This window comes from Neorickettsia sennetsu str. Miyayama (assembly GCF_000013165.1).
GTDB lineage: Bacteria > Pseudomonadota > Alphaproteobacteria > Rickettsiales > Anaplasmataceae > Neorickettsia > Neorickettsia sennetsu.
In genome coordinates this window covers 668,065-680,563 of the sequence record NC_007798.1, presented here as the reverse complement: position 1 = coordinate 680,563, position 12,499 = coordinate 668,065, and the positions used below count along the sequence as shown (strand labels likewise).

At 41.6% G+C, this 12,499-nt stretch carries 12 protein-coding genes; 7 read left to right on the top strand and 5 right to left on the bottom strand.

Features of this window, described 5'->3' with window-relative positions:
* Positions 1 to 95: 95 nt before the first annotated feature.
* Genes atpD through NSE_RS03095 form a run of 4 tightly spaced genes read left to right on the top strand, consistent with a single transcriptional unit; the run spans position 96 to position 3,110 of the window.
* Positions 96 to 1,520: a F0F1 ATP synthase subunit beta gene (atpD, locus tag NSE_RS03110; protein WP_011452144.1), complete on the top strand. Its 1,425-nt coding sequence runs from the start codon at positions 96 to 98 to the stop codon at positions 1,518 to 1,520.
* Positions 1,521 to 1,856 (top strand): hypothetical protein, encoded by a 336-nt coding sequence (locus NSE_RS03105; protein ID WP_011452143.1) that lies wholly within the window; start codon positions 1,521 to 1,523, stop codon positions 1,854 to 1,856. It begins immediately after the preceding gene.
* A gap of 3 nt (positions 1,857 to 1,859) precedes the next feature.
* Positions 1,860 to 2,504, top strand: coding sequence for a fructose-6-phosphate aldolase (gene fsa / locus NSE_RS03100; protein ID WP_011452142.1), 645 nt, complete (start codon positions 1,860 to 1,862; stop codon positions 2,502 to 2,504).
* 15 nt (positions 2,505 to 2,519) lie between these two features.
* Positions 2,520 to 3,110 (top strand): COQ9 family protein, encoded by a 591-nt coding sequence (locus NSE_RS03095; RefSeq protein ID WP_011452141.1) that lies wholly within the window; start codon positions 2,520 to 2,522, stop codon positions 3,108 to 3,110.
* Between the two features lie 140 nt (positions 3,111 to 3,250).
* Here NSE_RS03095 and ssb read toward each other — a convergent pair whose 3' ends face one another.
* Entirely contained in the window at positions 3,251 to 3,706 is a 456-nt protein-coding gene (gene ssb, locus NSE_RS03090) for a single-stranded DNA-binding protein (protein ID WP_011452140.1), read from the bottom strand.
* 290 nt (positions 3,707 to 3,996) lie between these two features.
* Between ssb and NSE_RS03085 the strand changes: the two genes are divergently transcribed.
* From NSE_RS03085 to glyS, 3 genes are all read left to right on the top strand, one after another.
* Positions 3,997 to 5,190 (top strand): pyridoxal phosphate-dependent aminotransferase, encoded by a 1,194-nt coding sequence (locus NSE_RS03085; RefSeq protein ID WP_011452139.1) that lies wholly within the window; start codon positions 3,997 to 3,999, stop codon positions 5,188 to 5,190.
* A gap of 89 nt (positions 5,191 to 5,279) precedes the next feature.
* Positions 5,280 to 6,143, top strand: coding sequence for a glycine--tRNA ligase subunit alpha (locus NSE_RS03080; protein WP_041917581.1), 864 nt, complete (start codon positions 5,280 to 5,282; stop codon positions 6,141 to 6,143).
* Positions 6,136 to 8,226: a glycine--tRNA ligase subunit beta gene (gene glyS, locus NSE_RS03075; protein WP_011452137.1), complete on the top strand. Its 2,091-nt coding sequence runs from the start codon at positions 6,136 to 6,138 to the stop codon at positions 8,224 to 8,226. Before NSE_RS03080 ends, glyS begins: the two co-directional genes overlap by 8 nt.
* On the opposite strand, the gene NSE_RS03070 is transcribed toward glyS, so the two are convergent.
* From NSE_RS03070 to tig, 4 genes are all read right to left on the bottom strand, one after another.
* On the bottom strand, positions 8,221 to 8,520 hold the full coding sequence (locus NSE_RS03070; RefSeq protein ID WP_011452136.1) for a hypothetical protein: 300 nt from the start codon (positions 8,518 to 8,520) through the stop codon (positions 8,221 to 8,223). The genes glyS and NSE_RS03070 overlap by 6 nt on opposite strands.
* An 828-nt stretch (positions 8,521 to 9,348) precedes the next feature.
* Entirely contained in the window at positions 9,349 to 10,551 is a 1,203-nt protein-coding gene (clpX, locus tag NSE_RS03060; RefSeq protein WP_011452134.1) for an ATP-dependent Clp protease ATP-binding subunit ClpX, read from the bottom strand.
* Entirely contained in the window at positions 10,535 to 11,140 is a 606-nt protein-coding gene (locus tag NSE_RS03055; RefSeq protein ID WP_041917580.1) for an ATP-dependent Clp protease proteolytic subunit, read from the bottom strand. The genes clpX and NSE_RS03055 overlap by 17 nt, the downstream gene beginning before the upstream one ends.
* 36 nt (positions 11,141 to 11,176) lie before the next feature.
* Positions 11,177 to 12,478 (bottom strand): trigger factor, encoded by a 1,302-nt coding sequence (gene tig, locus NSE_RS03050; protein WP_011452132.1) that lies wholly within the window; start codon positions 12,476 to 12,478, stop codon positions 11,177 to 11,179.
* Positions 12,479 to 12,499 lie beyond the last annotated feature (21 nt).

Below are 12,499 nucleotides of genomic sequence, written 5' to 3'. Positions count from 1 at the left end.
GATTTTGTGCAAAGTTGCTGTGTGTCACAGGGATTTGAAAAAGTTTGTGTATACTTTACAATGTGATCCTGAGTGATCTCTGAGTAAGTCTTTTGATGCCAGTAAGTATAGGAAAAATAGTTCGAGTCGTTGGTCCGACAGTTGATGTAAAGTTCGAAGACGGCACATTGCCAAAAATAGAGAATGCTCTTACCTGTGACAATAATGGAAAGATCCTATACTTAGAAGTTGCACAGCAATTGGGAGATGGAATAGTCCGCGCTGTAGCAATGGATTCGACGGATGGTTTGACAAGAGATAAAGTCGTTAAAGATACTGGGAAACCGATCTGTGTGCCAGTCGGTAGACAGACTCTTGGGCGAATCTTTAATGTAGTTGGGGAAATCATAGATGGTGGTGGCCCTGTACCAGAACCTAATAAAGTTTCTTCGATATATGCAGAGCCTCCTAGGTTTGATATGCAGAGTACCTCCTCTGAAATTTTGGAGACGGGGATCAAAGTAATCGACCTACTTGCACCCTATTCCAAGGGAGGTAAGGTTGGTCTCTTTGGTGGTGCAGGAGTTGGAAAGACTGTCCTTATTATGGAACTTATCAACAATATCGCTAAGGCCTATGGAGGTTTCTCAGTCTTTGCAGGTGTTGGTGAGCGAACCAGAGAGGGGAATGATCTTTACAGCGAAATGGTTGAGTCTGGGGTGATCGACAAGGAACATCCTGAGAAATCTAAGGTTGTCCTGGTTTATGGTCAGATGAACGAGCCTCCTGGTGCACGTGCGAAGGTTGCTATGAGTGCTCTTACCATGGCTGAATATTTTCGTGACAAAGAGGGGCAGGATGTGCTTTTCTTTGTGGATAATATCTTTAGATTCACTCAAGCGGGCGCAGAACTTTCTACTTTGTTGGGAAGAATCCCGTCGGCGGTAGGCTATCAGCCAACCCTTGCAACGGATATGGGAAGGCTTCAGGAGCGTATTACCTCCACTAAAAACGGTTCTATTACTTCTGTTCAGGCAATATATGTTCCTGCTGATGACATTACCGACCCGGCTCCGGCTACCTCTTTTGCTCACCTAGATTCTACAACTGTTCTGTCAAGACAAGTTGCTGAAGCCGGTATATATCCTGCAGTTGATGCGCTTGCTTCTAGTGCACAGATTCTTTCTCCGGAAGTGTTAGGTCAAGAACATTACGAAGTTGCACAAAAGGTGAAGGGAATTCTTCAAAGTTATAAATCCCTTCAAGATATCATTGCGATTTTGGGCATGGAAGAGCTTTCTGAGGAAGATAAGCTTACGGTTTATAGGGCAAGAAAAATTGAGAAATTTTTATCTCAGCCGTTTCATGTAGCAGAGGTCTTTACAGGTCAGCCAGGCAAATTCGTGAGCCTTAAAGATACAATCGCCGGTTTCAAGGAGTTAGTTGAGGGCAAATGTGATGATATGCCTGAAGCTGCTTTTTATATGGTTGGTAACATGAACGAGGCGAGAGAAAAGGCCATTAGTCTAAGGGAGAAATAGATGTCCACTTTTGAGCTTGGTATTTTTACTCCTCTTGAGTGCAGAAAGTTACACGTCGTGAGTTTAGGGGGTGATACAGATAGTGGGAGATTCGTTGTTCTTGCAGGACACGAACCGTCTGTTTTTGCATTGAAAAATGGACTTATCTTTCTGGTTCTTGCTGATGGGATAAAGAAGAAATTTTTTGTAGAGGGTGCAGTTCTAAGGATCCAAGATAAAACATATGTGCTAACAGCCGAGACTATACTGGATATCGAGCTGGTGGACGAAGAATTTTTAAAACGTTACCACGATGCTGAAGTAGTTGCTCGTGTAATTAAGCAAATGGAGGCCTGATGTATGTTCTTTATTGATTCAGCAAATTTAGAAGAGATAAGGTCAGCTGTGGAGCTGGGTCTGGTGAGTGGTGTGACGACTAATCCAACCCTTATTAGTAAGTCGGGGCGCGGACATGAGGATGTAATTAGCGAAATTTGTAGTATTGTAAGTGGTCCTGTGAGTGCTGAAGTTGTGTCTCTCACCTCGTCTGAAATGGTAGATGAAGGTTTACACTTGTCTGGTATTGCAAAAAATGTTGTTGTCAAACTTCCATGTACTGAGGATGGTATAAGAGCTGCTTCCAAACTAAAGGCACACGGGTGTATAGTAAATATTACCCTTTGTTTTTCTGCTGCTCAGGCGGTCCTTGCTGCTAGCGTAGGTGCTGATTTTGTTTCACCTTTTATTGGACGCCTTGATGATATTGGTCATCAGGGTGTACTACTGATAGATGAAATTGCCCAGCTGTATGAGGATAGGTATGAAACGAAGATACTTGCTGCCTCTATCAGAAGTGTAGAACATGTACTCACGTCTTTGAAACTTGGGGCGCACGTGGTAACCGTGCCGGTGAAAATCCTGAAACAAATGTTTGAGCATCCACTCACTGATAGGGGTCTGGAGATTTTTATGAGAGACTATAAAGAGGCTAAATGTGATAAGTAAGTTCTTCTGCTACTCGTGAAAGATGATAGCTTTGTAAAGTTGGCAACTAAATTTGTTGAAGTTGTCCATTTCATGGGGTTGAATTATTCAGCGTTGTTGTTTGCAGCAAAGGAGACGCAAACTGAGGATTTCCTGTATCGCTACAACGAGAATATTTTAACGTTCCTCGAGTGTTTTGAAGATTATGTCACGGAAAAGGCGTTGCTTTGTTCGGACTACACAGTTGGAGGGGTTTCGCAAAAGATAGAATCTGTTCTGTGGAATAGGGCGCTCGTGTACTCGGAATTTAAACACTACAGACAGTTCATCAAAGCAAAGTTTTGTTTCGTGCTCAAACCTGGAAACTCTATCGGGTCACTGCGATGCTCGTTTTCTTTATCTGATTCTCTGTGGCATGCTATTGGTGATATTGCCACAGGTTTCTCTTTTTACAGTAAAAGAGCGACACTAATGGCCTTAAATTCCCTTTTTATGGCTAAGTTTGCTGACGATTATTCAGATGGCTTCGAAAAAAGTAGAGACTTTCTAAGAAAGAGAATAAAAAACATTGTTGTACTCGCAAGGATTAAGGCAAGACTAATTGAAAAAATGGAAGGGTACAACTGATGCATGTCGGACAGGGATGCGCGTTAAAACAGTTTTCGCTGTTTCACACTTCGGATGGGCAACACATGAGCCCGTGCGCAAAGTTCTAGCAACCGAATCTTAAGCCGAAAAAGGGAGCACCTCATGAAAATGGCTCTCAATCAAAAAGGTATATCGTCGTCATCTAAGGTGTCATTAACATGATTCGTTGGTGTTCCTAAATCAGCTCTTGTGTTGTTGGACGGAGCTCCGGAATAATGGGTTTCACTGCTCCCCTGCGGGCTGAGTATCTTTAAAACTGAATTGAATGGGTTTAGCACCACTTCGGTTGTGTATCTCTCAATGCCATTGTTATCAGTCCATTTTCTTGTTTGGAGTGAACCTTCGATATACAACCGAGTGCCTTTATTTACGTAGTTACTTATCACCTTGATTAAAGGCTCGTTGAATACAACCACTTGATGCCACTCAGTTTTTGAAACACGCTCTCCCGTATTTTTGTCGTTCCAATTTTCCGTTGTTGCTAATGAAAAAGTGGCCACCTGCTTTGCATTCGACATGGTACGTACCTCTGGATCTTTACCAAGGTTGCCGACCAAAATAACTTTATTAATCATATTGTATCTTTCACACGTCCGAACGGCCTGAAAGGATATCACAAAATAGTTACATGGACTAGAATTTCGATCAATGTTACCTGAAAGAGCCAAAGCATATTTTTCATTTACATTATTGAAAGATCAGTTCTGCTGACTTAGAATTGAGCTGTTTTTGGGATGCTGTATAATGCGAGTCTTATCCATATGCTTGTTATTGTTGCTTACTTCGTGTGCTGTCAAACATGACAAGGGACTTAGGAGCCCGTGTTTTGTGGAAGGAGCGGGCTTGTTTGATTGAATTTTGATTTATGTTGTCAAAAAAGATTGAGAGTATTAAACCTTCTGCGACGGCTGCAGCTACACGTAGGGTATGTGAGTTGAGGGCGCGTGGAAAAGATGTAATATCCTTGTGTATAGGGGAGCCTGACTTTTCTACACCTTTCCTAGGTCAGGAGATGGCCATACAGGCCATAAAAGATTGTGATGATAATTACTCTCCTGTTGCTGGAACAATGGTGCTTCGCGAGGAGATCGCTGCGAAGTTTGTCCGCGATAATGCATTGCATTATTCACCGCACGAGATTGTTGTGGGTAATGGAGCAAAGCAAGTGTTGTATAACGTTCTTGGTGCGATTCTTAATCCAGAGGATGAGGTAGTGCTTATTGCTCCTTATTGGGTCTCTTATTGTGAAATAGTGCGTATCTTTTCAGGTAAGCCTGTTGTCGTGCCAAGTACAAAAAAGTTTAGGATAGATATTACGGCAATACGGGAGGCACTTAACACAAAAACCAAAGCAATACTGATTAACTCTCCTAATAATCCATCCGGAGTGTGTTATGAAGAAAGTGAACTCAGGGATTTGGCTAGTGCCTTGAGAGCGCATCCGCAGGTCCATATCATATCCGATGACATATACGAGCATATCACTTATGCGGAGTCTAGCTTTCTCAATATCGCGAATGTTGCACCAGAATTGGGGGAGCGCATAATTTTAGTAAACGGTGTTTCTAAGTGTTATGCTATGACCGGTTGGCGAGTAGGTTATGCAGCTATTCCAAATAAAGCAGTCATTTCTCTGGTGTGTAGATTACAGGAGCACAGTACGTTTGGTGTATGTACAATAGCTCAGGCTGCTGCTTTAGGGGCCCTGCGTTCAGGAGCAGATGTTCTTTCTGAAAGGCTTGCTGTCTTTGCAAGGAAGAGAAACAAGGCTGTCGAAGTGCTTTCTATGTTGCCTGAGTTGTGTTGTTATAAGCCAGATGGTGGGTTTTACCTCTTTCTCTCTTGTTCTGCCTTCTTCGGGAAGAAAAGTCCCAGTGGCTTCGAAGTGAAAACGGATTCCGATGTTGCAGACTATCTTCTTGAGGAGCACGCTGTTGCGGTTGTGCCTGGGGAAGAGTTTGGAGTACCAGGGTATTTTAGGATTTCTTATGCTTTGTCAATGGATCTGCTAGAGCAAGCTTGTATGCGTATAGTGAAGGCATTTAAAGCGCTTAGATGAAGATCATCCACTGTCGATTTCCAAAAGTAAGATAATTGAATGTCTCCTTACCTTTGGTTTATACTGATCTCTTGGTACTTGGGCTTGTGATGTCCATAAGTAGTTTCTGCAGTCTTATAAAAAAATTGGAAGAGTACTGGAGCGGATATGGTTGTTCTGTCTTGCTTCCCTATACGAGTGAGCTGGGTGCTGCGACTCTGCATCCTGCAACAATCTTTTCTTCTATTTCAGCTAAGGATGTAAAAATTGCTTATGTTCAACCCGTAATACGTCCGGCCGATGGGAGATATGGAAAGAACCCGAATAGATTATATCAACACCACCAGTACCAGGTGCTTATAAAACCTTCCCCAGATAATTTACAGGACCTTTATCTAGATAGCCTAAAACACGTCGGAATCGACATACGTAATCATGACATACGTTTCGTTGAAGATGATTGGGAAAATCCAAGTGTAGGTGCATGGGGTATGGGTTGGGAAGTCTGGTGTGATGGAATGGAAATTTCGCAGTTTACATACATGCAGCAAGTCGGTGGGATTGCACTGAGTAGTATCCCTGGAGAACTGGCCTACGGTTTGGAGAGGATTGCAATGTATATGCAAGATGTTGACAACGTAGGAAGCCTATTTTATTCCAAAGATACTGTAAAGTATATGCAAGTCTATGGCGAGAATGAGCGTCAATTTTCTATTGCATCCCTAGAATCCTATGACTATGAGCTCCTATTGAGTCAATTCAACGATAATGTTGCCCAAGCAAAAATTTTTATAGAGAGAAAATTGCCACTTGCTGCATATGACCATTGCATTAAGACAAGCCATATATTGAATCTTATCGATTCTAGGGGTTTCATAAGCGTCAGTGAACGAGCTAAGTACATCTTGGACATCAGGGGCTTGGTGAAGCAATGTTGTGAGCTTTTTATAGAGCAGGAGGGGTCTTATGCATAAGTTTCTTCTAGAAATTTTGTCTGAAGAAATGCCTGTCGCTCTGCAAAGTTATGCGCAGAAAAGTTTTTTTGACCTTTTTTCATCTGCCACTAAGGACCTAAGTGTTGGAAAGATAGAAGTCTTTACTAGTTGCAGGAGGATAGCAGTACTCATAGATGATGTAAAAAGCGATCTCGTAAATCAAAAAGTTGATAAAAAGGGTCCAAGTGTTGGTTCAGATCTTTCTGTTGTGGAGAGGTTCGCCACTTCAATGGGTGCTAGTACTGCGGATTTATATCTCAAGAGTATTGGAAATAAAGAATATTATTTTGCTCCAGTTGCAGGAAAAGTGCTCCACATAGATGACATTATGAGACAACGGACCGAGGCTATACTCAGGAGTTTTTCATGGCCTAGGTCAATGCGATGGGGGAATTATTCTCTGAACTGGATCAGGCCCATAAAAAGCATTGTTTGTATGCTTGGAAAATCCATCATTCCCGTGCAGTTCCATCATTATACTGCGGGAGCGATAACAGTGGGTCCTTATGTTGATCCTGCCTTGCAAAAAATCAAAATCACATCTGCTGAGGAATATCAATCCATTTTGATGAAAGGGGGTGTTATTCTGTCCCAGATTGAAAGGGAGAACCTTATAAAAGAGCAAATATCTCAGCTAGAGGCTGAGCATGGATTTTCTGTTTGCGTGACGGAGGAGTTATTGAATGAGGTTGTTGGAATTACCGAATCGCCTAATGTGCTCCTGGGATCGTTCCCGCAGTCATTTCTGGAGCTCCATGAACGCATAATAGAAACAGTTATTGTTTCTCACCAGAAAGTTTTTCCGGTGTCAAAGAATGGTAAGCTCCTGAATAAATTTGTGTTTGTTAGTTCGATTGCTGGCGATGCACCAATTAGGGGATATGAGCGCGTGATTACAGCAAGATTAGCTGATGCAGCGTCAATGGTTCTGATTGATTCTAAAAATCCCTTGCGCGAACTAAGTCCAAAACTAAAACAGCTGATTTTTCACAAGAAATTGGGTAGCTTTAGTGAGAAAGTACAGCGTGTTAGGGCATTGGCAAAGTTTATTGCGTTTTGGGTGCCAAACGCTTCCATTATAAAAGTGGAAGAAGCTGCTAAACTTGCTAAGCTGGATTTATTGACAACGTTTGTCCGTGATTTTCCCAAGCTGGCTGGTTTTATGGGCTCTCACTGCTTAAGCCTGTGTGGTGAGACAGATGTTGAAATTATTGATGCAGTTAGGGATCATTATTTGCCTGTTGATGCGGCAGATATTTGCCCGACTGCTCCCGTCACAGTGACGCTTGCACTAGCTGATAAAATAGATACTTTAGTTGGCTTGATCAGCGTAAAAGAGAAAGTTACTTCCACTCGTGATCCGCTTGGTATAAGGCGCGCAGCTATTGGTGTGTTGCGTATCATCATAGAAAATAAACTGGATGTTCCACTCCAGGTCTTCTTAATGAAAGCGATTGATTTGTATCCCTCGTCTTTATTTTTTTCTCTTATCAAAAAGATTGGTGCTAGCTCTGATGAAGAGAAGCAACGGAAAGATGATGTTGTGAATTTCACATTAAGTTTCTTTTCCGAGCGTCTAAAGGCGCTGCTATTTAAAAGTGGTGTGAGCCAAGCAGTTTTTGCTTCGGTTAGTAGCGGAGTTACGCGTCCTCTGGTGCTAACGGAGAAGTGTATTGCTATTTCTGAATGGCTCAAGCAAGCCGAGGGTGCTGAATTCATGCGGCTTCATAAGAGGATGATGGGTATCCTTAAGGGCTTTTCTGGTTCTGCTAAAGCAAAGTTTAGTAAAAAAGTACTCGTTCTACCAGAAGAGGTGAGTCTGGTACAAGAGTTTGAGGGTTTTCAATCACTTTTTTGTAATGCCATAAAGGAGCGGAATTTTGAAATGGCATTTTCACGGTGTGCTGATCTTTTAAAGCCAATCACGGTTTTTATGGATAGTGTGCTTGTTAATGTTGAAGATCCTGAACTTAAGAAGAATCGTATTGGGTTGTTACTCTCAATAAGTGAAACTTTAAATGAATTATGTAATTTTGATGTCCTGTCCAGGAACTTTTCATGAGTCCTTTATTTTCCTGAGGAGCTGATTCAGTTGTTTTTTCTCATTCATAAATTTTTGAGCTCTTCTCCTTACGTAATATGGGTCATATCCTGCGAGTGCGCACACTATCCTAAAGTCATGGCACATTCCTAAAAGCCATCCGCGTGCTGAAATTCTTGCTAGGCGATCCTCAGTGCGCTTGCTTTCTGTTAGGGAATCCATGAAGGCCTGAAGTATTACAGCCCGCCATAATGCTCTCTCTGCATTGTTTCTATTTGTCTCAATTATTTTCCGTAGAAAGAATTCGTCGGTCATTGTCTGAATCTCCGGTTAGCAATCCATTTGTAGGGTATGGTTTTATGGAGTTCTAAAAGATATCCGGTAGAACAATAAAGTTGACTCTTTTCTAGTATTACAGAACACTTTGAAAGTATATTTATTAACCATACACTCTTTTACTATTAACAAATCCCATATTACTTAACTTAAATGCTGAACCAGTGGAAGCAAAAGTTGAGAAATCCGTATTTAATACTATCTTGCTATAGTAGGTTGCCTATGTCTTGATGTACCTGGGTACTTCTTTGAATAGAAAAATTTTGCACATATGGTCGTTATGTATTGGGAGAAGTGTGCACTTCATTTGATGAATTTAAATTTGGGGTAGTTCTGCAGCAGTAAATTTTGAAAATATGTGAAGAAAGTACCATTTCTCAGGTACTTCTTAGTACTGTAATATGGTTAGTGGTAGCTTTGTGATACTAGCAACTTTAAGGATATTTAAGTTGAAGACTTATCTGTTTGGACAGCAGCCTGTGCTAGGCGTTGTTTATGAGAGAAATTTCCTTAAAGTATACGAACTTACACAATACAACTATGTTCCCATAGTATTACCCCTGCCTTATCGGGCCTAGGGCTTTTTTTTTATCTATCACAACCCTTAAATTAACGTATGCTGGAAGGTAACCTTTCTAATTTTGGAATTAAAATAAAGGAAACAAAACCTAAGATACACTGCCGGCTTGTAAACCGTTACTTAACTTCTTTTATACTGTCGAAAAATTTTCCTGAAAGACAAATGGTCTACCAGCGTAAAAAGATTTCTACAATTGATCATATGGCGTCTAAGTGGCTGGAACAGCACTAAGTGTTCGCCATCTCTGCACGTACTATATCCTCTGTGATAATGAGTGTCTTAACATCTTTGTTACTCGGGAGTTCAAACATGTAATTACGTAGTACAGATTCCATAATTGCCCTTAGCCCTCTAGCACCGACCTTTCTTTTGATTGCTGCACGAGCCACTGTCTTGAGTGCTTCATCACTAAAGGAGAGTTGTATATTATCCATTCCAAATAAGCATACATACTGTTTTACGAGTGCATTTTTTGGTACCGACAGTATTTCGACCAAATTGTCTTCCGTTAGTTCATCAAGCACTCCTATTACGGGCAACCGTCCAACAAATTCAGGAATCATACCAAATTTAACCAGATCCTCAGGTTCGACTTTCTTCAGTATTGTTGGAGAAACCTCTTTACTTTGAAGTTCAGATTTAAATCCCATCGTATTAATGCTTTGACGGTTTGCGATTATATTGTCTAACCCGACGAAAGCACCACCACAGATGAATAATATGTTAGTCGTATCGATTTGTATGGTTTCCTGGTTTGGATGCTTGCGCCCTCCCTGAGGAGGAACAGATGCAATTGTCCCTTCCATAATTTTGAGCAAGGCTTGTTGAACCCCTTCTCCAGAGACGTCTCTTGTTATGGATGGACTGTCCGACTTTCTGGAAATCTTATCAATCTCGTCGATGTACACTATTCCTTTTTGTGCTGCTTCAACGTTGTAGTCAGCAGATTGTAGGAGCATCCTCAAGATGTTTTCTACATCGTCTCCTACATAGCCAGCCTCAGTAATACTTGTAGCATCACAAATTGCGAACGGTACATTCAAAAAGCGTGCCAATGTTTTTGCAAAAAGTGTTTTTCCGCAGCCAGTAGGCCCGATGATAAGAATATTAGATTTTGTGATTTCAACATCCTTCGAATTAAGCCTATTACCCACAAAGCATTTGTAATGGTTATAGACCGCAACAGAAAGTATTTTCTTGGCGTCCTCTTGAGCTGTAATGAATGAATCAAAGTATTTCTTTATGTCCTTCGGAGTGAATCTTTCTGCAGAAACTGCTTCAAGAGTAATTTCTTCACTGAGTACGTTAGAGCATAACGCTATGCATCTGTCACAGATAAATGCGGACATACCCGCAACAAGTTTCCGTACTTTGTCTTCCGTCTCACCACAAAAAGAGCACTTCGGAACCAGATCACTCTTGTTTACCACTATTCTCTTTCCTCTGTGTGATTATGTCATCAATTATGCCAACCTTTTTCGCTTCTTCCGGGCTCAAAAAGGTATCTCTCTCGAGCAACGTTTCTATTTTCTTTATTGTTTCACCTGTATGTTTTTGGTAGATCTCATTAATCATTCTCTTGAGCTGTAATATCTCTTTTACGTGAATCTCCATATCGGTTGCCTGGCCTCGTACCCCACCAGAGGGCTGATGTACCATTACACGCGAATGCGGAAGAGCAAAACGTTTTCCCTCTGCGCCAGAAGCGAGTATCAAAGAGGCAGCAGAAGCGGCTTGACCGACGCAAACGGTTGAGACAGATGGCTTTATGTACTGCATTGTATCATATATCGAAAGGCCAGCAGTCACGACACCACCTGGAGAGTTAATATACATAAAAATATCCTTATCAGGGTTCTCTGCTTCGAGAAAAAGGAGCTGTGCGACTATGAGACTAGCCATTCCATCCTCTATCGGTCCTGTGAGGAAAACAACACGTTCTTTCAAGAGTCTTGAAAATATGTCGTACGCTCTCTCGCCCCGAGGTGTTTGATCAACTACCATCGGAACAAGATTCATTTTTTCTCTGACAAGAGTATCCATTTCCATTTGTGTCTATACCTGTGTCCCAACTTTTTCTTCTGTACAACCGAGTATTTCATCAACACTCGAAGCTTCAGCTTCCTTCTGCACGGTTTCCAGTAATGCAGCAAATATCTTACTTTCCATTAATTTAAGGGTTACCGAACCTGCAAAGTCCTTATTGTTTCTATATATCTCTGCTAAATAGCTTGAATCTAGACCAGCAGCCATGGAAACATTTAGCAGATGACGAGCAACATCGGTCTTATCAATCGATATATTTCTCTCTGCTGCGAACTCAGCCAGAATAAGCGAAAGTCTGGTTCTTCGCATAGCCTCTTTTTTAAGATCATCTGCAGAAATGCTTGGAAGATCAACCTTAACATAGCGTTCTTGTCTTTCCAAAAGTGATTCTGGAACTTGAAAATCATATTTTTCCAACTGTGCTTCTATCTGCCTCCTGAGAAGTTCATTAATCCTTTTTGAGCATTCCAAGTTGAGGAGGCTTTTTACTTTTTCATTAGTCTCGTCATCTGTTTTGCAGGACAACCGCTTGAGTAGTGCAGCTTCCGGATCTGACACTTTCTGCGACCTCTTCCCACTCTTTACCAAAGTATGGAAAACAGCATTTTTACCGGCAACTGCAATATCGTGATAATCCTCCGGAAACAGAACTGGAATGAGGCGTTCTTCACCAACCTTCATGCCAATCAGTCCGTCACTTAAAGGAGCAATTACTTTGCCGTCACCGACCTGACATTCGAAGTTATCAAGTTGACCACCCCTAAATGCCTCATCGCCAACTTTGCCGCGCAGATCAACAACTACCCTATCTCCACTCTCTATCGAATCAGACTGAGCAAGATCAACCCAGTCCACGAGCTGCTCCTTCACTTTTTGTTTATACTTTTCTATGTCCTTCTCAGACACCTCAAATGATTTTGTTTTGACACTTACCTGGGAAAAGTCTATCTTCGGGATCTGTGGGAGAAGCTCGCACTCAACAGTGAACTTAACGGCAGCTTTACTCTCTTTGTATGCTGTAGCATCTATACCTGTAATTTCTTCCTGGTTATTGAAAAGGACAAGCTTTTCATTTTGCTTAATGTCGTACCAATGTCTGTAGACTTGGTCGACGATAACACTATCTATCAGGCCTTCTTCCTGTTTCGCAACGACGTCAAAGGGAGTCTTACCCTTCCTAAAACCCCGATAGACATTTTTCTTTATCCTGTCTTCAATAGCCTCTTTGAAACCAGCATCTATATCGGATGCCGGTACCTCGACCTCGTATTTTCTTTTTAAGCCGTGACTATAAACTTCCTTCAATAGCATAGCGATAGACCTAAGCCCTAA

What these genes read in the sequence shown, in the direction of transcription:
- NSE_RS03080 (WP_041917581.1), top strand. Translation starts at nt 5,280, where the DNA reads ATGTCCATAAGTAGTTTCTGCAGTCTTATAAAAAAATTGGAAGAGTAC.
- NSE_RS03055 (WP_041917580.1), bottom strand. Translation starts at nt 11,140, where the DNA reads ATGAATCTTGTTCCGATGGTAGTTGATCAAACACCTCGGGGCGAGAGA.
- atpD (WP_011452144.1), top strand. Translation starts at nt 96, where the DNA reads ATGCCAGTAAGTATAGGAAAAATAGTTCGAGTCGTTGGTCCGACAGTT.
- fsa (WP_011452142.1), top strand. Translation starts at nt 1,860, where the DNA reads ATGTTCTTTATTGATTCAGCAAATTTAGAAGAGATAAGGTCAGCTGTG.
- NSE_RS03085 (WP_011452139.1), top strand. Translation starts at nt 3,997, where the DNA reads ATGTTGTCAAAAAAGATTGAGAGTATTAAACCTTCTGCGACGGCTGCA.
- ssb (WP_011452140.1), bottom strand. Translation starts at nt 3,706, where the DNA reads ATGATTAATAAAGTTATTTTGGTCGGCAACCTTGGTAAAGATCCAGAG.
- tig (WP_011452132.1), bottom strand. Translation starts at nt 12,478, where the DNA reads ATGCTATTGAAGGAAGTTTATAGTCACGGCTTAAAAAGAAAATACGAG.
- NSE_RS03105 (WP_011452143.1), top strand. Translation starts at nt 1,521, where the DNA reads ATGTCCACTTTTGAGCTTGGTATTTTTACTCCTCTTGAGTGCAGAAAG.
- NSE_RS03070 (WP_011452136.1), bottom strand. Translation starts at nt 8,520, where the DNA reads ATGACCGACGAATTCTTTCTACGGAAAATAATTGAGACAAATAGAAAC.
- glyS (WP_011452137.1), top strand. Translation starts at nt 6,136, where the DNA reads ATGCATAAGTTTCTTCTAGAAATTTTGTCTGAAGAAATGCCTGTCGCT.